Below are 24,951 nucleotides of genomic sequence, written 5' to 3'. Positions count from 1 at the left end.
GGCTCCTTCCAATTATTGCGCTTGAACACGAAGTTCAGCAGAGCTGCGGCTTTGATGACCGAGCAAGGTATTAAGGTCCGCCGTCTTCGGCTTCACTAGGTAGAACTTCGGAATCCATTCATCAAAGTTCGCCAGAATAGCTTCAGCGTGTACTGAGCCAGTCTCTTCTAAGTGCTCTGCAATTAAGCCACGCAGATGTTCTTGGTGGATAAATAAGTCAGACAGAGAAAGTGCCTCGACCGACTCGTTATTTACTCGACCTTGGAAGTCTTCGTTCTTATCCATGACATAAGCAAAACCACCTGTCATACCGGCGCCGAAGTTGACGCCAGTTGCGCCAAGAATGGCAACAATACCGCCGGTCATGTATTCACAGGCGTTGTCACCAGCGCCTTCAATCACAGCAACCGTACCTGAGTTACGTACGCCAAATCGTTCGCCAGCCGTACCAGCTGCAAACAGCTTGCCTCCAGTTGCGCCATACAGACAGGTGTTGCCTATGATGGTCGCTTCGTTACAAGTAAATGCGGTGCCTTGGTGAGGCTTGATAACCACTTTGCCGCCAGCCATGCCTTTGCCAACATAGTCATTGGCATCGCCTGTTAGGTAAAGCTCAACGCCGCCTGCGTTCCAAACCGCAAAAGATTGGCCTGCTGTACCGTCGAGATATAACTTGATTGGTGAACCTGCCATCCCTTGGTTGCCGTATCGCTTAGCAATTTCACCAGAGATACGAGCACCAATCGAGCGGTCTGTGTTGATCACGTTGTAGTAAAGGCTGGTGGATTGACGTTTCTCAATTGCATCGAGTGCATCATCCAGAATCTGCTGGTTGAGCTGAGCTTTATCAAATGGTGCGTTTGGCTCGGTCCAAAACAGTGGGTGACCTTCTGGAGATACCGGAGCTTCGAGTATTGAAGAGAGATCGAGCTTGTTCTGTTTCGCGGTGAGGCCTTGAACGGCTTCAAGTAAGTCAGTACGACCAATCAGGTCCGTTAGTTTTTCTACGCCGAGTTCTGCAAGGTATTGGCGAACTTCATCGGCTAGGCCTGTAAAGTAGTTCACCACCATGTCTGGCAGGCCTTTGAAGTATTCGCGGCGTAGTGTTTCATCTTGAGTCGCAACACCCGTCGCACAGTTGTTTAGGTGACAAATTCGTAAGAACTTACAACCCATTGCGACCATTGGCGCGGTACCAAAACCAAAGCTTTCTGCACCGAGAATCGCACCTTTAATCACATCAAGGCCAGTTTTTAAACCACCATCGACTTGCAGGCGGATCTTATGACGAAGCCCGTTAGCAACCAGTGCTTGTTGAGTTTCTGCTAAGCCAAGCTCCCAAGGGCAACCTGCGTATTTTACCGAGGTTAGAGGGCTTGCCGCGGTACCGCCATCGTAGCCAGAAATGGTGATCAGATCGGCATAGGCTTTCGCTACACCAGTTGCAATCGTGCCTACACCCGGTTCCGATACTAACTTTACTGAAACCAAGGCTTTAGGGTTCACTTGTTTAAGGTCGAAAATCAGCTGCGCTAGATCCTCGATAGAATAAATATCGTGATGTGGAGGAGGGGAGATCAGTGTCACCCCTTGAACTGAATATCTCAGCTTAGCGATTTCTGCGGTAACTTTATGGCCGGGCAGTTGACCACCTTCTCCAGGCTTCGCACCTTGCGCGACCTTGATCTGCAAAACATCCGCATTGGTTAAGTAATGTGGCGTCACACCAAAACGACCGGAAGCTATCTGCTTGATACGAGAGTTACGGTCAGTACCAAAGCGTCGAGGGTCTTCACCACCTTCACCAGAGTTTGAGTAACCACCCAAGCGGTTCATCGCCATTGCTAATGCTTCATGCGCTTCTGGGCTCAAAGCACCGATCGACATTGCCGCAGAGTCGAAGCGTTTAAACAGATCGCTGTTAGGCTCGACTTGCTCTAGTGGTAGAGGCTGATCGGCTTTTTTGAGGGTCATTAAGTCGCGTAACATCGCAGCTGGACGAGCATTTACTTGCTTAGCAAAAGAGAGATAATCCGATGTCTCACCTGTTTTTACTGCAGTTTGCAGAGTGCCAACCACATCAGGGTTATAGGCGTGATATTCGCCGCCGTGTACGTATTTGAGTAAACCACCGTGCTCGATTGGCTTGCGCTTAGTCCAGGCTTTACGAGATAAGTTATAGATATCTTGCTGGAAATCGCTAAAGCTTGCGCCTTGGATTCGAGTGGTAACTCCGCGGAAACAGAGCTCAACAACATCGGAATGAAGGCCAACGGCTTCGAAAAGCTGTGAACAGCGATAAGAGGCAATGGTTGAAATTCCCATCTTCGACATGATCTTGTACAGACCTTTGTTGATGCCGTTTTGGTAATTTTGCATTGCGGCACGATAATCTTTATCTAAAGAGCCATCATCCAACATTTTACCTAACGCTTCATAAGCGAGGTATGGGTAAACCGCGGTTGCACCGAAGCCAAGCAGCACCGCAAATTGGTGTGGGTCGCGCGCAGTTGCTGTCTCAACAACGATGTTGGCATCACAACGCAGGTTGGTATCAGCAAGCCTTGTTTGCACCGCACCAACCAACATGGCTGCAGGGATCGGTAGTTTTCCTTTCTCTAAACCTTTGTCCGACAGCACAACTAAAACCGCACCTTCGCTGACTTCTTGTTCGGCGCTATCACATACTGCTTTGATTGCTTGTTCTAGATCTTGGTTATTCGGGTCGTAGTGCATGCTGAGAATGACATGACGATAATGTTTTTGACTCAACTGCAGAAGCTGCTGCATGTCTGAGTAAAGCAGTACTGGTGAATCAAACGTGACACGATAGGCGTGACCGTCTGTTTCACAGAACACGTTCATCTCTTTACCAATACTGGTCGCCAAAGACATCACGTGTTTTTCACGCAATGGATCAATCGGTGGGTTGGTGACTTGTGCAAACTTTTGACGGAAGTAATCAGTGACCAAGCGTTCTTTTGAAGAGAGCACAGCCATTGGCGTGTCGTCGCCCATTGAGCCTACTGCTTCTTGCCCCATATCACCAAGCACACGCAGCACTTGGTCGGACTCTTCGTTGCTCATCGCAAACTGTTTTTGGTAGGTCTTGAGCGTATCATCGTCAAAGCTACGCTTACCCACTTGGTCATCTTGCAGCGCAGAAAATGGCGTTAACTTGTGGACGTTCTTTTCCATCCACTCTTTATATGGGTGGCGGCCTTTGAGGTCATTGTCGATCTCATTAGATTGCCATAGCTTGCCGCGGCGAGTATCTATTACCAACAGTTCGCCCGGGCCAACACGGCCTTTCTCTGCGACTTCATCCGGTGCGTAGTTCCAGATACCGACTTCTGATGCGAGCGTGATTAGATTGTCTTTGGTAATCACATAACGCGCAGGACGCAGGCCGTTTCTATCTAGGTTACACGCAGCGTAACGACCATCTGAAAGTACGATACCAGCAGGACCATCCCACGGTTCCATGTGCTTTGAGTTGAAGTCGTAGAATGCACGTAGATCTGGGTCCATATCTGGGTGGTTTTGCCAAGCGGGCGGCACAAGCATGCGCATCGCTCGGAACACATCCATACCACCGGCAAGGAACAGGTCGAGCATGTTATCTAGGCTTGATGAATCTGAGCCTGTCTCATTCACAAAGGGTGCGGCGGTTTGTAAGTCTGGCAGCAACGGCGAAGAGAATTTATAGGCACGAGCCTTAGCCCACTGACGGTTACCTTCAATGGTATTGATCTCACCATTGTGCGCTAAATAGCGGAATGGTTGAGCCAGTGGCCAACGTGGCTGAGTATTGGTTGAGAAACGCTGGTGGAACAGACATATCGCCGATTCCATGCGTAAGTCTGCAAGATCGAGGTAAAATCGCGGAAGATCGGCCGGCATACACAGACCTTTGTAAACCATGACTTGTGTCGAAAGGCTACAAATATAGAAATCTTTGTCTTCGGTGATCTGTTTTTCAATTCTGCGACGAGCGATATAAAGGCGTCGTTCAATATCGCGCTCACGCCAGCCTGCAGGTGCTGAGATAAACACTTGCTGAATATTGGGAACTGAATCTTTGGCAATCGGACCTAATACGTCGGTGTTGGTCGGTACTACGCGCCAACCTGCAACCGTTAAGGTCTCTTGAGCGAGCTCTTTATTGACGATGTCTTGCGCGGATTGCGCTTTGATTGGATCTTGGCTGAAGAAAATCATGCCGACAGCGTATTGCTTGCCGAGCTTGAAGTTATTCTCTTCAGCAATAATTCTGAGATAAGAGTCAGGCTTCTGTAGTAATAAGCCACAGCCATCCCCGGTTTTACCATCCGCAGCGATACCACCACGGTGTGTCATGCGATCGAGGGCTGAAATAGCAGTTCTTACCAACTTATGACTAGGTTGGCCTTCCATTTGCGCTATTAAACCAAATCCACAGTTGTCTTTTTCAAGACTAGGATCATATAGAGCCATTGCAATTCTCCCTTTTGCTTCTCTGTCATCCAGACAGTAAATGACTAACTATTCATATACTTGTTGTTTTTTATAAACTGATAGTTTGCTTTAGCCAGTTAAAACGTTATTGGTTGTGTTAACAAAACCGATTGATTTTATTTTCATCAGCTTTACAACGTATAGCTAATTGTGTTTAAGGTCAAGTTCATGGTTAATTATCATGCATAAACGCAATTAGCCACTTAATAATCTAAAATAATCGATGGATATCAATGAGATATATAAGGTTAATGTTAACGAGATTTAACATATACAACAGGATGATTTTGAAAACGACAAATGCCAGATAGAAAAAAGGCTAGCATCGAGTGCTAGCCAAATATAAAAGTTAGGAAGGGTATTGCTTTTCCTCTAGGCTAACGTAATTGACGTTAGCCCGAGAAATATTATGCGGAAAGCATGAGTGAATCAGCTTTCGCTTCTAAGTTTGAGTTACCCATTAAGAAGTCATCAATGGCAATTGCACATTCACGACCTTCATTAATACAACGTACAACTAGAGATTGACCAGTACGCATATCACCAGCAGCGAAAACGCCTTTCTGGTTCGTTGCAAAACCTTCAGAAGCGACGTTACCGCGCTCGTCCAGTTTAATGTCTAGTTGAGCAAGCACGCCGGTTGGCTCCGGGTGTAAGAAGCCCATTGCTAGGAATGCCATATCACAAGGAATAACACGTTCAGAGTTCGCGACTTCATCAAAGCCTGGACGCTCACCTGGTTTCGCATCTTGCCAAACGATGTCAGCAATACGTAGACCCGTCACTTGACCTTGCTCGTTACCGATGAACTCTTTGGTTAAGATGTTCCAGTGACGTTCACAACCTTCTTCGTGAGAAGTGGTGGTTTTCATGATCATTGGGTATTGAGGCCAAGGCATGTTTGCAGGGCGCTTCTCTGGTGGGATCGGCATGATCTCAACCTGAGTAATGCTCGCTGCCTTATGACGGTTTGATGTGCCCACACAGTCAGAACCAGTATCACCACCACCGATAACCACAACGTGCTTATCTTTAGCGTGAATCTCTTCTGTTTTAAGATCTAGGTTGTTAGCACGGCGGTTGTTTTGACCAAGGAATTCCATGGCAAAGTGAACGCCTTTCAACTCACGACCAGGGATTGGCAAGTCACGTGGAACCGTAGAACCACCCGTTAGCAATACCACATCAAACTCTTGGCGTAGCTGCTGAGCGTTAACATCAACACCGATGTGTTGGTTAACTTTAAACTCAACGCCCGCTTCAGCCATTAGGTTGATCTTACGATCAATCACGTCCATACCCAGTTTGAAGTCTGGGATACCGAAGCGAAGTAGACCACCGACTTTCTCGTCACGTTCAAATACCGTTACCGAGTGACCAGCGCTGTTTAGCTGCTCAGCTGCGGCTAGGCCAGCAGGACCTGAACCGATAACTGCGACAGTTTTACCTGTGCGAGAGCGTGGTGTTTTAGGTTTTGCGTACCCTTCACGGTACGCAGTTTCGACAATCGTTTTCTCGATATTACAGATAGTGATTGGGTCTTGGTTGATACCAAGAACACAGGCACTTTCACAAGGAGCAGGACAAACACGACCGGTAAACTCAGGGAAGTTGTTGGTAGAGCTTAGGATATTCCAAGCCTCTTCCCAGCTGTCACGGTAAACCGCATCATTGAATTCTGGGATGATGTTACCAATCGGACAGCCGTTGTGACAGAAAGGTACGCCACAGTCCATACAACGAGAGGCTTGAGTATTGATCTTTTCACCAAACTCTTCGTTAAGTACGAACTCTTTGTTGTCTTCAATTCGAACTGACGGGTCGAGCTTCTTTGGAAGCTCACGACCGTGTTCTAAAAATCCAGTAGGCTTACCCATTATACTGCCTCCACTTCTTCCGTTTGTGCCTGTTGTGCTTCAGCTTTACGCTTTTCAAGAACCGCTTTGTAGTCGCGTGGCATTACTTTAACTAGCGATGCAACACTTGCTTCAAAGTTGTCTAGGAAAGACTGAGCAACTTCACTTCCTGTGAATTCAACGTGCTTGGTTAGCATATCTAGTAGAAGATCTTTATCTTCTTGTTCAATTGGATCTAGGTCTACAAGTTCTGGGTTAAGCTTGGTTTCGAAGTCACCCGCTTTGTCCCAAACATAAGCAACACCGCCACTCATGCCCGCAGCAAAGTTACGACCTGTTGAACCAAGGATAATGGCAACACCACCAGTCATGTATTCACAACCGTGGTCACCAACGCCCTCAACAACAACCTTCGCACCTGAGTTACGAACACAGAAACGTTCGCCTGCCATACCGCGAATGAAAGATTCACCTGAGGTCGCACCGTAGAAACATACGTTACCAACCACGATGTTATCTTCAGCAACGATAGAAGATTTCGCATCTGGGTACAGTACCAAAGTACCGCCAGACAGACCTTTACCCCAGTAATCGTTCGCGTCGCCTTCTACTTCGAACTTAACGCCTTTCGCAAGGAACGCACCGAAAGATTGACCAGCACTACCGTGGAACTTAACGTTCATTGGCTGTGGTAAACCTTGGTCTTTGTAAACCTTCGAGATTTCGTTCGACAGCATGGTACCAGCAGAGCGGTCCGTGTTGATGATAGGGAAGCTCGCATTCACGGCTTCGCCTTTCTCAAGAGCTGGAATCGCAGCTTGAATCAACTTGCGGTCTAGAACGTCTTCTAGGTTGTGGTTTTGTTGCGTCTGGTTGTAGATACCATCTTCTTCACGTGCCTGCTCAATGTGCAGTACAGGTGTTAGATCTAGGTTCTTGTACTTCCAGTGGCCGATGTCATCACGAACTTTAAGTTTGTGCGATTGACCAACCATCTCATCGATAGAGCGGAAGCCAAGTTCAGCCATTACTTCACGCAGACCTTCAGCCATGTATTGGAAGAAAGTGACTACGTCTTCTACGCGGCCGTCGAAACGTTCACGCAGAGTCTTGTTCTGTGTAGCGATACCAACAGGACATGTATTCTTGTGACACTTACGCATCATGATACAGCCTTCAACCACTAGAGCTGCTGTTGCTACGCCCCATTCTTCAGCGCCAAGTAACGTTGCTACTGCAAGATCACGTGGTGTTTTCATCTGACCATCAGATTGAACAACGATACGGTTACGTAGGCCGTTTTTCAGTAGTGTTTGGTGCGTTTCCGCTAGACCCAGCTCCCAAGGCAGACCGGTATGACGGATAGAAGACATCGGAGATGCACCCGTACCACCATCAAAACCTGCGATAAGTACCACGTCAGCTTTCGCTTTCGCTACACCCGATGCAATCGTACCTACGCCAGCTTCTGATACTAGCTTCACGTTGACACGACCGTTACGGTTCGCGTTTTTCAGATCGTAGATAAGCTGAGCCAAATCTTCGATTGAGTAGATATCGTGGTGTGGCGGTGGCGAGATAAGACCTACGCCCGGAGTCGAGTGACGCGTTGCGCCGATCCAGTCATCAACCTTATCACCAGGTAGTTGACCACCTTCGCCCGGTTTCGCACCTTGAGCCATCTTGATTTGTAGCTCATCAGCGTTAGATAGGTAGTAAGACGTTACACCAAAGCGACCAGAAGCCACCTGTTTGATTGCTGAACGTTCCCAGTCGCCGTTTTCTTTACGTTCGAAACGTGCTGGATCTTCACCACCTTCACCTGAGTTTGATTTCGCGCCAATGCGGTTCATCGCAACAGCCAGTGTTGAGTGAGCCTCATGCGAGATTGAACCAAAGCTCATTGCGCCGGTTGCGAAACGCTTAAGAATGTTCTCGATTGGTTCTACTTCTGCTAGAGGAATAGAGCCTGCAGGGTTCTTGATGAAGTCCAGTTGGCTACGTAGCGTTGCTGCGTTGTCGCCTTGGTCATCAACTGCTTTTGCGTACTTCTTGAACTGACCGTAATCTTTGTTACGCGTCGATTCTTGAAGTAGAGAAATCGTTTCTGGGTTGAATAAGTGTTTCTCACCACGTTGTTTCCACTGGTAAACACCACCAACATCAAGGATCTGAGCTGGAATTTCACGAGCTGGGTAACCAACACGGTGACGAACCAATACTTCTCGCGCGATATCGTCGATCGTTAGACCTTGGATACGAGAAACAGTACCTGTGAAGTATTTTTCAACCACTGATTTGCTAACACCAAGTGCTTCAAAGATTTGTGCACCGTGGTAAGACTGCAGCGTAGAGATCCCCATCTTAGAGAAGATCTTAAGTAGACCGCCGTTAACACCTTTACGGTAGTTATCGAATAACTCACGTGGGTGTACGTTTGGATCTAGCTTCTTAGTACGTTGCAGTTCAACAATCGTTTCAATAACTAGGTATGGGTTAACTGCGTTTGCACCATAACCGATAAGCGTTGCAAAGTGGTGTGTCTCACGAGCGTCGCCCGTTTCAACAACGATGTCACACTTAGCACGTAGACCTTTACGGATTAGGTGGTGGTGAACCGCGCCAACCGCCAGCATTGCTGGAATAGCGGCATGGTTAGAGTTAACCGCACGGTCTGTCAGTAGGATGATAGAGTAGCCATCAATCACTGCGTCTTCTGCGTATTGGCAGATACGCTTAAGTGCGCGCTCTAACTTACCTTGGTCGCCATTTGCTTGGAATACGATATCCAGCGTCTTCGCCTGAAGGTGCTCGTTATCGATTGCACGCAGTTTTTCTAACTCAGAGTTAGACAGTACTGGAGACTCAAGTTCTACTTTTTGACAGTGCTCAGGTGTTTCAGCAAGTAAGTTCTGGTCTTTACCTAGGTAAGTGTTCAGAGACATAACCATGCGCTCACGAATCGGGTCGATCGGCGGGTTAGTTACTTGTGCAAACAACTGTTTGAAGTAGTTTGAAAGGTGCTGCGATTGGTGAGAAAGAATCGCTAGCGGCCAGTCAGCACCCATTGCAGAAAGTGGCTCGTAGCCTGTTTTCGCAAGAGGTAGAATGATTTCGTTTACTTCTTCAGAACTCACGCCAAACGATTGTTGTTTGTGTAGGAGTTTCTCTGGAGAAGGTTGGCTAAATTCGTTGCTCGCATCCGGTAGCTTTTTCAGGCTCAGAAGGTTCTCTTCAACCCACTTTTCGTAAGGTTGTGCTTTAGCAATGCTGTCTTTCACTTCTTCATCAGAAATGATGCGGCCTTGCTCAAGGTCAGCAACGAAGATACGACCTGGTTGTAGACGACCACGGTACTCAACGTTTTCAGGTGCAATCTCAACAACACCAGACTCAGACGCCATTACTAGGAAGTCGTCTTTAGTTACTGTGTAGCGAGAAGGACGCAGACCGTTACGGTCAAGTGTTGCACCTACTTGAACACCATCGGTGAAACATACTGATGCTGGGCCATCCCATGGTTCCATTACGTTCGCGTGGTACTGGTAGAACGCACGACGAGTTGGATCCATGTTTTTGTTTTCTTGCCATGCTTCCGGGATCATCATCATCAACGCGTGTGGCAGAGTACGACCTGAAAGAACAAGTAGCTCAAGTGCCATATCGAAGTTTGATGAATCCGAACTACCTTCCTGACAGATAGGAAGCAGCATGTCGATTTCAGCTTGTGTAAACAGATCCGATTCTAGGATTGCTTCACGTGCTTTCATCCAGTTCAGGTTGCCGCGAACCGTATTGATTTCGCCATTGTGCGCGATGTAACGGAAAGGCTGAGCTAGACGCCAACGTGGGAATGTATTGGTAGAGAAGCGAGAGTGTACTAGTGCTAGAGCTGTCACCATGGTTGGGTTTTGCAGATCTAGGAAGTACTGAGGAACTTGTTCAGTTGTTAGCTGACCTTTGTACACCAATGTCTTGTAAGACATAGAGTTGATGTAGAAGTCATCACCGATATTTGAAACGCTTTCTAGGCATACACGAACCGTGTAGTTACGTAGAACATACAGTTTACGCTCAAGCTCTTCTGGTGTGATACCAGGGCCGCCAGAAATAAATACGTGTTCAAATTGAGGTTCAGTGCTTAGTGGGTCAGCACCAATCATTGAATTGTCCGTTGGAAGTTCACGGTAACCGATAACTTCTAACTCAAGGCGTTGTGCATTGCGTTCTAGAATGTCACGACACTGTGCACGTTTGTGTTCATCTTTAGGGAAAAGTACAACACCAACACCATATTTTTCAAAAGATGGCAGCTTAATTCCAAGCTTTACGGCTTCTTCTAGTAAGAATTCGTGCGGCTTCTGTAGCAGGATACCTGCACCATCACCAGAACACGGATCGCAGCCTTGGCCGCCACGGTGTTCCATACGTGCAAGCATATCGAGTGCTTGAGTTACTACATCATGAGATTTGCGATTCTTTAGATGCGCAACAAAACCGATACCACAAGCGTCATGCTCCAATTCAGGAGTATACAGACCCTGTGAGTTCTGCTCTTGATCTACCATAGATACATCCTTCCAGTTAAATCTAGGCGCAACTTATTTGTATAAAGTCAGCCTTGTCCTTTTATATTTATGGGTCTAAACCTGCCTATGCTGGCGGTTTGAATCCTTTCCGTATCTCGCAGGAAAAGTATTGCGAGAAAAACAATCCTTAGTGATACCTGTTTATTTTTAACCACAAACTAGTGGTTTATATAGGTGGGAGTTAGATATCACCGACTTATTAGCAAGTTTTCGTTGTAAGTAAATACTCAAAAATAGCCAATATGTGTAAGTATCCTACAATTTTGTCTAGGCGAATTGCAATGAAAGTTGACCCATGTAGACCATTTTTTTCGTTTTATTTTGAATTTAATGCCTAACAAATGTGCAACATTAGGCAAATAGAGCCGATTTTTTGCATGTTTATTGATATTTGTTAGGTTGCTCGCAAAAAGCCTTGAGTAAACTAATTGGTCGAATTTTGCAGGGATGTAATTTTTTTTCAAAAAAGACTGATATTCATTCTTATTTACTTGAGTGCTTTGAAAATATGCAATTACACGAGTTGGTCAATACTATCGGCCAAGACCTTCAACGCCGTTATGGCGAGAAGGTTCACAAGCTGACGCTTCATGGTGGTTTCAGCTGCCCAAACCGAGACGGGACAATTGGCCGTGGAGGTTGCACGTTTTGTAACGTGGCTTCCTTTGCCGATGAACAAACTCAAATTCAAAGTATTGCTGACCAGCTAAAAGATCGTGCGGGTGAGATTGCTCGTGCCAAGAAGTACCTGGCTTACTTTCAGGCGTACACCAGCACTTATGCTGAGGTGCAAGTGCTCAAGAATATGTATGAAGAGGCGCTAAAAGCACCCGGTGCAGAGATCGTCGGCCTTTGTGTTGGTACGCGACCAGACTGTGTGCCTGATGCGGTGTTGGATCTGTTAGCGGGCTACGTTAAACAAGGCTATGAGATTTGGCTCGAGCTTGGCCTGCAAACCGCCAATGATAAAACCCTCAAGCGAATTAACCGCGGCCACGATTTTGCGGTGTATGAAACGATCACCCAACGCGCACGCGCTTTAGGTATCAAGGTGTGTACTCACCTGATTGTTGGTCTACCAAAAGAAACTAAAGCGGATAACCTTGAAACCTTAGACAAGGTATTAGCCGTTGGCACCGATGGTATTAAGCTGCACGGCCTTCATATAGTAGAGGGCAGTACCATGGCTAAGGCGTGGAAGGCAGGAAAGCTAGAAGCCCCAAGCCTTGAAGAGTACATCGATATCGCGAGTGAGATCATTCAACGCACGCCTGCGGACGTGGTTTATCACCGTGTTTCTTCAGCGGCGAGACGCCCAACCTTACTTTCTCCTTTATGGTGTGAGAACCGCTGGTTAGCGATGACTGAAATAGGTCGTTCGTTGGATAAAACCGGTGCTCAAGGCATCAAAACGGGCTCTACATTCGAGTACACGTTGCCTGTTTTAAACGCGGCCAATTAATAGAAATGGGTGACTGTAGGTAGCAGCAGATAAAACCAATAAATAGTGGTAACATTTCCCTAACAGATTTTATGGTATAGATTGAGAGTAAATGGAACTGGTAATGACTTGGTTGTGGGACAGGGCGTATGGCTACGGTATTTATATCGTTGTTGTATTGCTGATTGCTCTCATCTGCTGGCATCTCTATTCTCGTTATCAGTCGCATATCGAAACGCTTCTACTTGCTACCCCGTCGCCACTCTACTTTGTTGATGTTCGAAGTGGCGAAATACTCTATGCCAATCGCCAAGCCATGCAGTTGCTTGGTATCCGCCAAATCGGTGTTAATTTTCGCTTTCCTACTGTGGAAAGCGAGAACAGCTTTCGTCACTACTTAACCAACCACATCAACTCTCGAGCCTTCGAGCAGGTCTCCCTGTGGGCGCTTTCTGAATTTGAGTCGTTCAAGATCAACTTGATCGGTCGTAAGATCCATTTTAGAAATAAGCAGGCTTGGATGATTCACGCCTCACCTTATAAAAACACTAACGAAGAACTGTCCCAAGAAGTTCGAGAACTGAATGTTGCTCGTACCGCTTTGGATTCTTTGTCTGAGCTGATCTACGTGAAAGATCAGAAAGGTCAGTTAGTGACGAGTAATCGCTCGTTTAAAAAGTTTTGGCATGGTCGTGCTGAAGAGGGCACCCTGAGTGTTTCTGGTGGAGTATTAAAAGGTCGTGTAAGTGAACGCTCTTGGACTACAGATCAAGATGGAAAAAGCTGCTTGCTTGAAACCTACCAAAGTGTGCTGCTTTCCCAAGATGGAGAAACCATCGGCACGCTCTCTATTAGCCATGATGTGACCGATTGGCATGACATGCAGCAGAAACTGCGTGGCGAGATGGAGAAGCGAAAAGATACCGAAGTGGCACTTGCGCAGCGTGACACCATCTTGCAAAACCTCCTGGAGGCCAGCCCAGACTCGATTGGTATCTTTAATGAAAACATGGTTTATCAAGCGTGTAATAAACCATTTGTGGCTGCGCTGGGTATCTCTGAAGTCAGTGACTTGATCGGTAAACGTTTACAAGATGTGGTGCCACATAGCATCTATACGCGAATATCAGAAACCGATCATCAAGTGCTTCATCAAAGTAAATCACTGCGTTATATCGACAAAGTGGTCTCAAGTGATGGAACATTTACTTGGTATGATGTAGTCAAATCACCGTTTAGAGATCCAGCATCGAGCACTAATGGTGTGTTGATCATGGCGCGTGATATTACAGAGCGTTATCTAGCAGAACAAAAGCTTGAAGAAGCCAACCTTGAACTTGAACGCCTCAGCTTTATGGATAGCCTGACTAAAGTGTCTAACCGACGTCGTTTCGATGAACAGCTCTCTACACTGTGGCATTATCATGTGCGTGAGAAGCTGCCACTGACGATCATGCTATGTGATATCGACTTCTTTAAAGGCTACAACGACTTTTACGGACACCAACAAGGCGATGATGCTTTGATTCAGGTTTCTCAGGCATTTAAGCAGGTGTTGAATCGTTCATCTGATTGTGTGGCTCGTTATGGTGGTGAAGAGTTCGGTTTTATTCTGCCAAATACAACGACCGAAGGTGCTCAGCTGGTGGCGCAGCGTATTCATGATGAAGTCCTAAAATTGGAACTTGCGCATGAGAAGTCGACAGTCTCTGAATTCATCACGGTGAGTATTGGTATTATCTCTTACATTCCTACACCTGATGATGAAATGGAATCGGCTGTTGCCTTGGCTGATAGTGCGTTGTATCAAGCGAAATCAGACGGTCGCAACCGTTCAATGGTGCATCCATACTCAATTCGCTAACGCTATAAAATTGGCAATTTGATTATCCCCGGCTATTTTTGCTTAGTTAGTATTTGTATTGGTTAATTAACCTTCGAAATTACCGCTGAACACTTGCTGCGTGTGATGTAGCTAGCTTACCTCCCATCTTCAAACAGGGTAGAATGTTGCTAGTCTTATCGCATGGAGCGTTAAATGAAACCCATGAAAAATCTTGCCCAGTATTACGTGGATCTACTCGTAAAACTGGGGATTGTCCGCTTTTCTATCTTACTCGCCCTAGCGCTTGTTGCCCTCGCTGTTGTTGTGCAAGTCGGTATCACCCTTGCACTCAAAGGCAATGTTGATGACATCGACATTGTCCGTTCAGTTTTCTTCGGTTTAGTGATCACGCCTTGGGCGGTTTATTTTCTGTCAGTGGTCGTGGACCAGTTGGAAGAATCACGTCAAAGGTTAGCGAAATTGGTCTCTAAACTTGGCGACATGCGTGAGCGAGACCAAGAACTCAACAATAAAATGCAGCTCAATATCGAGAAGCTTAATCAAGAAATTGAAGAGCGTGAAAAAGCGGAAGAAGCGCGCGCAGAAGCAATGCAAGATCTCGAAAACGAGGTGTTCCAGCGCGAGCGTACTCAGCTTGAACTCGCAGAACGTACTGCACTGTTACGCTCGTTTATCGATGCCTCGCCTGACCTTATTTACTACCGTAATGAAGATGGTGTGTTTTCTGGTTGTAACCGTGCGGTTGAAGAGCTCACTGGTAAAACAGAAAAAGAGCTAGTTGGTTTAACTCCTTGGGATGTTTACAGTAAAGAGGTCGCTCAGCAAGTTGTTGAAACCGATAAGAAAGTATTTGCTGACAACCAAGCACTGACTTATGACCAATGGCTTGAATACCCAGATGGCCGCAAGAGTTACTTCGAACTGCGTAAAGTGCCTTTCTACAGCAAAGATGGTCGTCACTTGGGCTTGGTTGGTTTTGGCCGCGATATTACTGAACGTAAAGAGCATCAAGAGTCGTTAGAAAAAGCCAGCCGCGATAAGACCACCTTTATCTCAACTATTAGCCACGAGTTAAGAACGCCGCTCAACGGCATCATTGGCTTGAGCCGCATGCTGCTTGATAGCCAACTGACCACCGAACAGCGCAAGCAGATGCAAACCATCAAGGTGAGCGCGGTGACACTGGGTAATATCTTCAACGATATTATTGATATGGATAAGTTCGACCGCCGTAAGCTTGAACTCTTCCCTACGCCTATTAACTTTGAAGATTTCGTTGTCGAGATCGAAAGTATCTCTGCGTTGATGGCTGAGCAGAAAGGGTTAAGGTTCGATCTAGAAAGATTGTCTGATCTTCCAGCTGCTGTTGAGGTGGATGGTACTCGTCTTAGACAGGTACTGTGGAACCTTGTTAGTAACGCGATGAAGTTCACCAAAGATGGTGGAGTGGTGATGACAGTCAGCGCCGACATTGATGGTGACTTTGCCAACATTACGATGGAAGTGGAAGATACTGGTATTGGTATCCCTGAAAGTGAAATCGAGAAGATCTTCGCGATGTACTATCAGGTGAAATCGGGCACGGACAACTTGCACGCTGTCGGCACGGGTATTGGTCTCGCTGTCTCTCAACAGCTAATTAATATGATGGATGGCCACATTGAAGTCATCAGTGAAGAGGGCTTTGGCAGTACCTTTACGGTTTCGATTCGAGTTCCAGTGAATCACGATACTCAGGCTCTGATCAAAACGCCAAGAAAACAGTCGAATCTTAAGATCTTTATGGTCGAAGACATTGAACTCAATATCACAGTGGCTCGCTCTCTACTTGAAAGCCTTGGCCATGAAGTGACAGTCGTGATGACGGGTAAAGAGGCGCAAATTGCTTTCAATCCTGAAGACTATGATTTGGTGTTGTTGGATATCCAACTGCCAGATATGACGGGTTTCGATATTGCTCAATACTACCGCGAGAAATACAGCCAGCTACCGCCTTTGGTGGCGTTAACTGCGAACGTATTAAACAACAAGCAAGAGTACTTCCAGAAAGGCATGGACGAAGCGATCAGTAAACCTTTGTCGGTTCGAGCTATCCAAGATGTCATCAGTGAACTTATCGAAGATGCACCAGAGGTAATTGAGAAGGTAGCGGGCACCGATAAGGTTGAGAGCATTGATAAAGTCGACGCGAGTAAGTCTTTTCTTTCAGAAATTGATACCACTTTGCTTGATATTGATATGCTAGAGTCTTATGTTGATATTGTTGGATCGAAACCGGTTTTGGATAGCATCGCGATGTTCGAAGATATGATGCCGGAGTATATGGAAATATTGAACTCCAACATGGTCGCGAAAGATAAAGCCAGTATCGTTTCTGAGGCACATAAGATTAAAGGTGCTGCAGGTTCTATTGGTCTGAAACGCATCCAACAAGTTTCCCAGAAAGCTCAATCTCCAGATTTGCCTGCGTGGTGGGAGAACATTTCAGATTGGGTTGATGAGATAAATAACGAATACCAGAATGACATTGAAGTTTTAAAGAGTTGGTTAAATCAAAGGTAGAAGAATAATGAAAAAATTAGCATTCGCCGCATGTGTAGTGGCATTAGCGGGTTGTTCTACGCCACAAGTAGAATGGCAGCAAGATAATCAAGTCGAAGTATCTGCGGCAACAGTTACCATGAAAAGCAACCTTTGGCACAACAAGATGCCAACGATTGGCGAGACTCAAGATAAGACCCTGCATGGTTCTATCTACCTAGAGTCAGATTCACAACTGCCAGCAACGCTTGCGGTTGAGAGTGTTACGGTTAAACAGGGTGCAGACACCTTGTTGGTAACGGCTGACGATCTTGATTTAAGAACACACAGTGAAACTCAATGGGAAGTCGCGTTTGTATGGCAGCTAGAGATCGACAGCGACAAGCCTGTTGATGTAGCGGTTGAACTTAAAGATGGCGAAACCGTGAAGTGGTTAGTAGAGAAAGACGTTAAGGTGGATACGGTTTACTAAAACCTTATCCAATTAAGAACAATAAAAAAGGGAGAATGCGTTGGCATTCTCCCTTTTTAATAACTATTGATGACGCTTCTATTGTTAATAACACTTACTGGTGAGTAGTGCTAAATGGTAAGAAGCGCGAATCGAATTAGTCTTCTAGGTCACCACAAAAGCGGTAGCCTTCACCGTGAATCGTTGCGATGATTTCTGGCGTACCAGAAACAGATTCAAAGTGCTTACGAATACGACGGATTGTTACGTCTACAGTACGATCGTGTGGCTTAAGCTCACGGCCAGTCATCTTCTTAAGAAGGTCTGCACGTGTTTGGATCTTACCTGGGTTCTCACAGAAGTGAAGTAGAGCACGGAACTCTGAACGAGGTAGCTTGTAGCCTTCGCCATCTGGGCTAACCAGAGAACGACTGTTGATATCTAGTACCCAACCGTTGAACTCGTACTTCTCAACGCTACGCTTCTCTTCTTGAACAGAGCTTGTGCTCATAGAACGGTTCAGAAGGTTGCGTGCACGGATAGTCAGTTCACGAGGGTTGAAAGGCTTAGTGATGTAGTCATCAGCGCCGATCTCTAGGCCAAGGATCTTATCAACTTCATTATCGCGACCAGTTAAGAACATAAGCGCTACGTTTGCTTGCTCACGTAGTTCACGTGCAAGTAGTAGGCCATTCTTACCTGGAAGGTTGATGTCCATAATTACAAGGTTAACTTGGTTGTCAGATAGCACTTGGTGCATCTCTTCACCGTCGCTAGCCTCAAAAACAGCATATCCCTCTGCTTCAAAAATACTCTTTAGAGTGTTACGAGTTACTTGCTCATCTTCAACGATAAGAATCTGCGGGGTTTGCATTTGGCGGTACCTAAATTTGTGACGAAACTGTGCTAATAGAATAAATTCTAGGCAAAAACATAACATACAGGTAATGTATTTTTGATGATAACTTAAAGTTTTCAAAAAAACACTTACTTCCAGCTATCTGCCTTCCTTGAAGTATTGCCCAATAACGTAGATCCAGTACGCCTTTCAATCATTCTTTTAGTGATTGGAGTGGATTCTATAATGTTAACAGCATGCTAACAACGCGAGAATGTTAATTCCATTCACTTTGTTGATTTACATCAATTGCCGTATCGCAACAAACTTTAATAGTATGGCTACAACTTAACCAATGTTATGGTGACTATTTAGCACCAAAACAAGAATGATTATTCGAGATGCTTCGCACATCTTGCCTGCTAAAGACCGGATTATGAACCAAGGAAGCTGAAAGCTGTCTTAAGAGTCTAGTAGATAAATATGCTCAATCAACCTTTATTGAGTAATAAATTGAGCATAGAACAATGAAAACAAAGGATTAATTTTAATAACATATAAAAGCATAGAGGCTAGCCTGACATAACTGGTAACGCCTTACTCACGGAGGATATATGCACGATATAACACCCGACTTGTGTGATGAGTTTGAAAGCGAAGTCACCCTACTGAACATGCCATTGCAGAACTTCGGCCAACGTGGTGCGTTCTTTGGAAAAATTGTAACAGTTCGTTGTTATCACGATAATTCCAAGGTTCGCGAGGTTTTAGAGACCGACGGCTGTGGCAAAGTGCTTGTCGTTGACGGTAATGGCTCATGCCAGAAGGCGCTGCTTGGCGATCAACTCGCTATTCTCGCAATAGAAAATGGTTGGGAAGGCGTGATTGTGAACGGTGCGGTGCGTGATGTTGGCATGATGTCGCAAATGGACCTTGGCGTTCAAGCGTTAGGTGCATCGCCATTCAAAACAGAGAAACGCGGTGTCGGCCAAGTGAATGTGACGCTCTCTATACATAATCAACTGATTCAGCCTGGTGACTATATTTATGCCGATTGGAATGGTGTGTTAATTTCATCTGAGTTGTTAATTGAATCGTAACTGACTCAAATTGAATGCCGTTGATAGATTAGAACGGGGAATGGTTTGTGATGTGCTGAAAGTTTGTAGCTCAATCCGATCTAGTTAGTAAATAAAGAACAAGCCAAAGATTAAAAGCGAAACCCTAATCCCACTTCAACACCTTGCTGCCACTCTTCATAATCAAGAGTGGCATGCAAATCTAGGTTATCTGTTAGTTGCACTCGGCTGGAAACCTCTGCGGCGACTGATTTCTCATTGTCTTCGGTTTCGTCTTTATAGGTGTGCAGAGAACTGTTGAAAGAAACTCTTTCTGAGAACTGATAACTGACACCACTTAAAAATCCGCTTTCATACTTAAGTGAATCGCTGTTGATTCGTGTACCTACATAAAGGTCAACATCAGCAAACAAGCTATAAGAGTAGCCACTGTCTATCTTCCAAGTATCGAAGCTTTCACTCGACGCGTTTTGTGTGGAGATAAAGAATTTATGAGAAGAACTATCGATTTGGCTGGGTAGTATAGGCAAGCGGTTCGCTGAACAAACAACAGGCGTAGCAAACGCTAAAAGAATAAGTAATCTCTTCATTTCCCACTCCTGATGTCATTATTATTGTTCTTCGAACGTTATCGTTCAATTAAAGCACAGAACTTGTACGTTCGCTGCACAATCGATATAGCATTTCGTTATGACTATATATGCAATTGATCACTCTTGCCTGTTCAATGAGTAAATCCAGTATCTTAAGTGAAGGTTTATACAGGGTGTTTTATCCCTTAAATGACGGTTTGCTCTGAAAAACGGTGCGAATGTAAAAAAAACGCAACTTTTCATTGACGTCCAGTGGTAAAAATTGATACACGTAGAGTAAAGCACAAGCAGAGAATTTGATATGCAGCACGTAAGCCACCTAGTAATGACCACAACCATTATTATTACCGACATTAACATTGTTGGGGCAGGCTGCTAAGTAACGGATTTTAAAAAAAAGGCCTGTATCCAACAAGATACAGGCCTTTTTTTGTACCATTTTTATGACTTATGGAGAAAGGGATGCGCGTTTTAAAGTTTGGAGGTTCATCATTAGCTGATGCAGATCGTTTTTTACGAGCGGCTGATATCATCGCTAATAATGCCCAGCAAGAAGAGCTAGCCGTTGTACTATCGGCTCCAGGAAAAACAACCAATAAGTTGGTTGCTGTAATTGAAGCTGCACTTAAAAATGGTGAAGCAGACGCACAGATTACAGAGATCGAATCCTCATTCGCTGCACTGTTTGCAGATATTCAAACTGTTGTTCCTTCTATTGATGGTTCTGCGTTCCAAGAGCAGGTTGATACTTCTCTTGCTCAGCTAAAACAGTTCGTAAACGGCATTAACCTATTGGGTATGTGCCCGAACCATGTTAATGCTCGCATCATCAGTAAAGGTGAGCGAATCTCAATCCAGTTGATGAAAGCGGTACTTGAAGCGAAAGGCCAACCAGCAAGCCTGATTGACCCAGTTCAATACCTATACGCTAAAGGTGATCACCTTGAAGCTATGGTCGATGTGGACGTTTCAACTCAGAACTTCCGTCAGTCGCCACTGCCTAAAGGTCACGTAAATATCATGCCGGGCTTTACAGCAGGTAACGATAAAGGTGAGCTAGTCACACTTGGCCGTAACGGCTCTGATTATTCAGCTGCAGTTCTAGCGGCATGTCTACGTGCTGATTGCTGTGAGATCTGGACAGATGTAGACGGCGTTTACAACTGTGACCCACGCTTAGTCGATGATGCACGTCTGCTTAAATCATTAAGCTACCAAGAAGCGATGGAGCTTTCTTACTTCGGTGCTTCGGTTCTACACCCGAAGACTATCGCGCCTATCGCGCAATTTCATATTCCTTGTCTGATCAAAAACAGCTTCAACCCACAGGGTGCGGGTACTTTGATTGGTCAAGACACTGGCGAAGATAACCTAGCAATTAAAGGTATTACTACGCTAAGTGACCTAACAATGGTTAACGTATCAGGCCCTGGTATGAAAGGCATGGTTGGCATGGCAAGTCGCGTATTCGGCGCGATGTCTTCGGCTGGCGTTTCTATTGTCCTTATTACTCAATCGTCTTCTGAGTACAGCATCAGCTTCTGTATTGAATCGGCTGACAAAGTGAAAGCGAAACAAGTGTTGTCAGACGCGTTTGAACTTGAGCTCAAAGATGGTCTATTAGAGCCAGTTGAGTTCATGGACGACGTAGCGATTGTAACGCTGGTGGGTGACGGTATGCGTACTTCACGCGGTGTTGCTTCTCAGTTCTTCTCTTCTTTAGCTGAAGTGAACGTCAACATTGTTGCGATTGCTCAAGGGTCATCTGAGCGTGCTATCTCAGCGGTTATCCCTGAAGATAAAATCTCTGAAGCAATCAAAGCGTGTCACGAGAACCTATTTAACTCTAAGCACTTCCTAGACGTATTCGTTGTGGGTGTCGGCGGCGTTGGTGGCGAACTTGTTGATCAGATCCAACGTCAGCAAGGTAAATTGGCTGAAAAAGGCATCGTGATTCGCGTATGTGGTTTAGCAAACAGTAAAGGTTTGTTGCTAGACAGCGATGGTCTACCGTTAGAGCAGTGGCGTGACCGTATGTCGAGTGCGACTGAAGAATTCAGCCTAGCTCGCTTAGCGGCTCTTGTTCAACGTAACCACATCATCAACCCAGTATTAGTTGACTGTACGTCTAGCGAAGGTATTGCTGCGCAGTACGCTGATTTCCTAGCGGCTGGTTTCCACGTGGTAACACCAAACAAGAAAGCAAACACAGCAAGCATGGCTTACTACCATCAGCTTCGTGAAGTTGCACGTAACTCACGTCGTAAGCTGATGTACGAAACAACCGTAGGTGCAGGTCTACCAGTAATCGAAAACCTACAGAACCTTATCTCTGCAGGTGATGAACTTGAGAAGTTCAACGGCATTCTTTCAGGTTCACTGTCTTACATCTTCGGCAAGCTTGATGAAGGTATGACACTGAGCCAGGCAACCAATATTGCAAAAGATAACGGCTTCACTGAACCGGATCCTCGAGATGATCTATCTGGTATGGATGTGGCGCGTAAGTTGCTTATTCTTGCTCGTGAAGCAGGCATGGCGCTTGAACTTGAAGATGTTGAAGTAGACCAAGCTCTGCCACCGGGTTTTGATGATTCAGGTACGGTTGAAGAGTTCATGGCTCGCCTACCAGAAGCGGATGCTTACTTCAAAGAGCAGTCAGCTATCGCAGCAGAAGAAGGTAAAGTACTTCGTTATGTGGGTGAAATCGCTGAAGGTAAGTGTAAGGTTCGTATCGCTGCTGTTGATGGCGACGACCCAATGTTCAAGATTAAAGATGGCGAGAACGCATTAGCATTCTACAGCCGTTACTACCAACCAATCCCTCTAGTACTGCGTGGCTACGGCGCGGGTACTGAAGTAACAGCTGCTGGCGTATTCTCTGATGTGATGCGTACTCTTGGTTGGAAATTAGGAGTTTAAGAATGAGTTCAAGTGATATGGATGTTGTCGTTTATGCTCCTGCATCAATCGGTAATGTCAGTGTAGGGTTTGATGTGTTGGGGGCCGCTGTGTCTCCAGTGGATGGCACGCTGCTAGGTGACCGAGTTATGGTTAAAGCCGGTGATGAACCATTCTCACTTAAAACTGCAGGCAGCTTTGTTTCTAAGCTGCCAACTGAAGCAAAAGAAAACATCGTTTACGACTGCTGGGTGGTGTTCTCGAGAGAGCTTGATAAAAAAGGCGTTACGCTAAAGCCTTTAGAAATGACACTAGAAAAGAACATGCCTATCGGTTCAGGTTTGGGTTCTAGTGCATGTTCAATCGTCGCGGCACTGGATGCGCTAAACCGTTTTCACGGTCAGCCCCTGAATGAAACTGAACTGCTTGCTCTGATGGGTGAAATGGAAGGCAAGATTTCAGGTGGTATCCACTACGATAACGTTGCGCCATGTTACCTTGGTGGTGTGCAGCTCATGCTTGAAGAGCTAGGCATCATCAGCCAAGAAGTACCGTGTTTTGACGACTGGTACTGGGTAATGGCTTATCCGGGTATTAAGGTTTCAACGGCTGAAGCGAGAGAGATCCTACCATCTCAATATCGTCGTCAGGATATTATTGCTCATGGTCGTCACTTAGCGGGCTTTATCCACGCGTGTCATTCAGGTCAACCTGAACTGGCGGCGAAGATGATCAAAGACGTGATCGCTGAACCATATCGTGAGAAACTGCTTCCAGGGTTTGCTGATGCTCGTAAATACGCGCTGTCAGCTGGGGCACTGGCTACTGGTATTTCTGGTAGTGGTCCAACTCTATTTAGCATTTGCAAAGAACAAGATGTCGCCGAGCGTGTTGCACGCTGGTTAGAACAAAATTACGTACAAAATGAAGAAGGATTCGTTCACGTTTGTCGCCTAGATAAGCAGGGTTCGATCGTTACAGGAAGTGAGTTATGAAACTGTACAACATCAAAGAAAATGATGAACAAGTCTCTTTTGGCCAAGCCGTTCGTCAAGGCTTAGGCCGTAATCAAGGTCTATTTTTCCCATCTGAACTGCCAAAGTTTGATGATATCGATGCGCTGCTAGCAGAGGACTTTGTCCCTCGTAGCTCAAAGATTCTGTCAGCATTGATTGGTGATGAATTACCAAAAGAACAGATCGACCAAATGGTGGATGCAGCGTTCCAATTCCCTGCACCAATCAACCAAGTAAAAGACGGCGTTTACGCGCTTGAGCTTTTCCACGGTCCAACACTGGCGTTTAAAGATTTCGGTGGCCGCTTTATGGCTCAATCTTTAGCAGCTGTTTCTGATGGTGGTCAAATCACTATCTTAACGGCAACATCAGGTGATACTGGTGCGGCGGTTGCGCATGCTTTCTACGGCATGGAAGACATCAATGTTGTGATTCTTTACCCGAAAGGCAAGATCAGCCCACTGCAAGAGAAGCTGTTCTGTACGCTTGGCAAGAACATCCACACTGTGGCGATTGATGGTGACTTTGATGCGTGTCAGGCTCTAGTTAAAGACTCATTTGATGACGCTGAACTGCGTAAAGAGATCGGTCTTAACTCGGCAAACTCGATCAACATCAGCCGTTTAATGGCTCAGATCTGTTACTACTTTGAGGCGGCTTCTCAGCTGACTAAAGAGCAACGTGAAAACCTCGTTATCTCTGTACCAAGTGGTAACTTTGGTAACCTAACGGCTGGTCTATTGGCTAAAGCGCTAGGTCTACCTGTTAAGCGTTTTATCGCAGCAACTAACGAAAATGACACTGTTCCTCGTTACCTAGAAACAGGTCAATGGGATCCAAAACCGACTGTTGCGACAACATCGAACGCGATGGACGTAAGCCAACCAAACAACTGGCCTCGTATCGAAGAGCTTTGCCAACTGAAAGGTTGGGGCTTAGATACACTAGGCAAAGGTAAAGTATCTGACGAGCAGAGCGCTGAGTCAGTTCGCGACCTAAAAGCACAAGGTTACCTATGTGAACCACATGGTGCGATTGCTTACCGTCTACTGGAAGAGCAACTGCAAGAGAACGAAACTGGCTTGTTCCTGTGTACAGCACACCCAGCGAAATTCAAAGAAGTGGTTGATGACATCCTAGGTTCTGATATCGAACTGCCTGGCCCGCTAGCAAAACACGCGGCGATGGAATTGTTGTCTGAAGATCTTGATAACGATTTTGAAGCGCTAAAAGCTGTGCTTCGTCGAGTTCAACCGTAACGTCCATTTGTTTTTCGAACAAATAAAAACGGCGCTCAATGAGC

General features: G+C 45.8%; 13 protein-coding genes, 1 pseudogene and 1 other annotated feature. Of the genes and pseudogenes, 8 read left to right on the top strand and 6 right to left on the bottom strand.

Annotation, left to right across the window (positions count from 1 at the left end; genetic code table 11):
- Window positions 1–12 precede the first annotated feature (12 nt).
- From gltB (AB4209_RS15540) to gltB (AB4209_RS15530), 3 genes are all read right to left on the bottom strand, one after another.
- Window positions 13–4,476: a glutamate synthase large subunit gene (gltB, locus tag AB4209_RS15540; RefSeq protein WP_372056417.1), complete on the bottom strand. Its 4,464-nt coding sequence runs from the start codon at window positions 4,474–4,476 to the stop codon at window positions 13–15.
- A 428-nt stretch (window positions 4,477–4,904) separates the two neighbouring features.
- A complete protein-coding gene (locus tag AB4209_RS15535) occupies window positions 4,905–6,374 on the bottom strand; it encodes a glutamate synthase subunit beta (RefSeq protein WP_017066517.1) in 1,470 nt (489 codons plus the stop codon).
- Window positions 6,374–10,921 carry a glutamate synthase large subunit gene (gene gltB, locus AB4209_RS15530; protein ID WP_017059305.1) on the bottom strand — a complete coding sequence of 1,516 codons (4,548 nt, stop codon included), beginning with the start codon at window positions 10,919–10,921 and terminating at the stop codon, window positions 6,374–6,376. The genes AB4209_RS15535 and gltB (AB4209_RS15530) overlap by 1 nt, the downstream gene beginning before the upstream one ends.
- A 529-nt stretch (window positions 10,922–11,450) precedes the next feature.
- Here gltB (AB4209_RS15530) and AB4209_RS15525 point away from each other — a divergent pair.
- The 4 genes from AB4209_RS15525 (at window position 11,451) to AB4209_RS15510 (ending at window position 17,242) form a co-directional block, all read left to right on the top strand.
- Window positions 11,451–12,404 (top strand): TIGR01212 family radical SAM protein, encoded by a 954-nt coding sequence (locus AB4209_RS15525; protein WP_372056415.1) that lies wholly within the window; start codon window positions 11,451–11,453, stop codon window positions 12,402–12,404.
- A 91-nt stretch (window positions 12,405–12,495) separates the two neighbouring features.
- On the top strand, window positions 12,496–14,247 hold the full coding sequence (locus tag AB4209_RS15520) for a diguanylate cyclase domain-containing protein (protein ID WP_017059307.1): 1,752 nt from the start codon (window positions 12,496–12,498) through the stop codon (window positions 14,245–14,247).
- Window positions 14,248–14,421: 174 nt separating this feature from the next.
- Window positions 14,422–16,791 (top strand): aerobic respiration two-component sensor histidine kinase ArcB, encoded by a 2,370-nt coding sequence (gene arcB, locus AB4209_RS15515; protein ID WP_372056413.1) that lies wholly within the window; start codon window positions 14,422–14,424, stop codon window positions 16,789–16,791.
- A 7-nt stretch (window positions 16,792–16,798) separates the two neighbouring features.
- The gene (locus AB4209_RS15510; RefSeq protein ID WP_017070077.1) at window positions 16,799–17,242 is read left to right on the top strand and encodes a hypothetical protein; all 444 of its coding nucleotides are present in this window, start codon (window positions 16,799–16,801) and stop codon (window positions 17,240–17,242) included.
- Window positions 17,243–17,378: 136 nt separating this feature from the next.
- Here AB4209_RS15510 and arcA read toward each other — a convergent pair whose 3' ends face one another.
- Both arcA and AB4209_RS15500 read right to left on the bottom strand, forming a co-directional pair.
- Window positions 17,379–18,095 (bottom strand): two-component system response regulator ArcA, encoded by a 717-nt coding sequence (gene arcA / locus AB4209_RS15505; RefSeq protein ID WP_004741534.1) that lies wholly within the window; start codon window positions 18,093–18,095, stop codon window positions 17,379–17,381.
- Between the two features lie 429 nt (window positions 18,096–18,524).
- Window positions 18,525–18,626, bottom strand: a pseudogene (locus tag AB4209_RS15500) (ribonuclease activity regulator protein RraA); the annotation flags it as partial.
- 47 nt (window positions 18,627–18,673) lie between these two features.
- Here AB4209_RS15500 and AB4209_RS15495 point away from each other — a divergent pair.
- The gene (locus tag AB4209_RS15495; RefSeq protein WP_017059310.1) at window positions 18,674–19,159 is read left to right on the top strand and encodes a putative 4-hydroxy-4-methyl-2-oxoglutarate aldolase; all 486 of its coding nucleotides are present in this window, start codon (window positions 18,674–18,676) and stop codon (window positions 19,157–19,159) included.
- 110 nt (window positions 19,160–19,269) lie between these two features.
- Here AB4209_RS15495 and AB4209_RS15490 read toward each other — a convergent pair whose 3' ends face one another.
- The gene (locus tag AB4209_RS15490; RefSeq protein ID WP_372056411.1) at window positions 19,270–19,728 is read right to left on the bottom strand and encodes a ribonuclease regulator; all 459 of its coding nucleotides are present in this window, start codon (window positions 19,726–19,728) and stop codon (window positions 19,270–19,272) included.
- Window positions 19,729–20,045: 317 nt separating this feature from the next.
- Window positions 20,046–20,164: a sequence feature (Thr leader region), on the top strand.
- A 29-nt stretch (window positions 20,165–20,193) separates the two neighbouring features.
- Here AB4209_RS15490 and thrA point away from each other — a divergent pair.
- Genes thrA through thrC form a run of 3 tightly spaced genes read left to right on the top strand, consistent with a single transcriptional unit; the run spans window position 20,194 to window position 24,907 of the window.
- Window positions 20,194–22,653, top strand: coding sequence for a bifunctional aspartate kinase/homoserine dehydrogenase I (gene thrA / locus AB4209_RS15485; protein WP_050648721.1), 2,460 nt, complete (start codon window positions 20,194–20,196; stop codon window positions 22,651–22,653).
- Window positions 22,654–22,670: 17 nt separating this feature from the next.
- Window positions 22,671–23,627 carry a homoserine kinase gene (gene thrB, locus AB4209_RS15480; protein ID WP_032545653.1) on the top strand — a complete coding sequence of 319 codons (957 nt, stop codon included), beginning with the start codon at window positions 22,671–22,673 and terminating at the stop codon, window positions 23,625–23,627.
- Window positions 23,624–24,907 (top strand): threonine synthase, encoded by a 1,284-nt coding sequence (gene thrC, locus AB4209_RS15475; protein WP_017059314.1) that lies wholly within the window; start codon window positions 23,624–23,626, stop codon window positions 24,905–24,907. The genes thrB and thrC overlap by 4 nt, the downstream gene beginning before the upstream one ends.
- Window positions 24,908–24,951: the final 44 nt, after the last annotated feature.

Origin of the sequence: Vibrio sp. 10N.286.48.C11, assembly GCF_041469805.1 — a bacterium.
Taxonomy (GTDB): Bacteria; Pseudomonadota; Gammaproteobacteria; order Enterobacterales; family Vibrionaceae; genus Vibrio; species Vibrio crassostreae_C.
This window is presented reverse-complemented; position numbering and strand designations above follow the sequence as displayed.

Excerpts from the sequence above, each read along its gene's own strand:
- gltB (WP_372056417.1), bottom strand. The coding sequence starts at position 4,476 with ATGGCTCTATATGATCCTAGTCTTGAAAAAGACAACTGTGGATTTGGT.
- AB4209_RS15535 (WP_017066517.1), bottom strand. The coding sequence starts at position 6,374 with ATGGGTAAGCCTACTGGATTTTTAGAACACGGTCGTGAGCTTCCAAAG.
- gltB (WP_017059305.1), bottom strand. The coding sequence starts at position 10,921 with ATGGTAGATCAAGAGCAGAACTCACAGGGTCTGTATACTCCTGAATTG.
- AB4209_RS15525 (WP_372056415.1), top strand. The coding sequence starts at position 11,451 with ATGCAATTACACGAGTTGGTCAATACTATCGGCCAAGACCTTCAACGC.
- AB4209_RS15520 (WP_017059307.1), top strand. The coding sequence starts at position 12,496 with ATGGAACTGGTAATGACTTGGTTGTGGGACAGGGCGTATGGCTACGGT.
- arcB (WP_372056413.1), top strand. The coding sequence starts at position 14,422 with ATGAAACCCATGAAAAATCTTGCCCAGTATTACGTGGATCTACTCGTA.
- AB4209_RS15510 (WP_017070077.1), top strand. The coding sequence starts at position 16,799 with ATGAAAAAATTAGCATTCGCCGCATGTGTAGTGGCATTAGCGGGTTGT.
- arcA (WP_004741534.1), bottom strand. The coding sequence starts at position 18,095 with ATGCAAACCCCGCAGATTCTTATCGTTGAAGATGAGCAAGTAACTCGT.
- AB4209_RS15495 (WP_017059310.1), top strand. The coding sequence starts at position 18,674 with ATGCACGATATAACACCCGACTTGTGTGATGAGTTTGAAAGCGAAGTC.
- AB4209_RS15490 (WP_372056411.1), bottom strand. The coding sequence starts at position 19,728 with ATGAAGAGATTACTTATTCTTTTAGCGTTTGCTACGCCTGTTGTTTGT.
- thrA (WP_050648721.1), top strand. The coding sequence starts at position 20,194 with ATGCGCGTTTTAAAGTTTGGAGGTTCATCATTAGCTGATGCAGATCGT.
- thrB (WP_032545653.1), top strand. The coding sequence starts at position 22,671 with ATGGATGTTGTCGTTTATGCTCCTGCATCAATCGGTAATGTCAGTGTA.
- thrC (WP_017059314.1), top strand. The coding sequence starts at position 23,624 with ATGAAACTGTACAACATCAAAGAAAATGATGAACAAGTCTCTTTTGGC.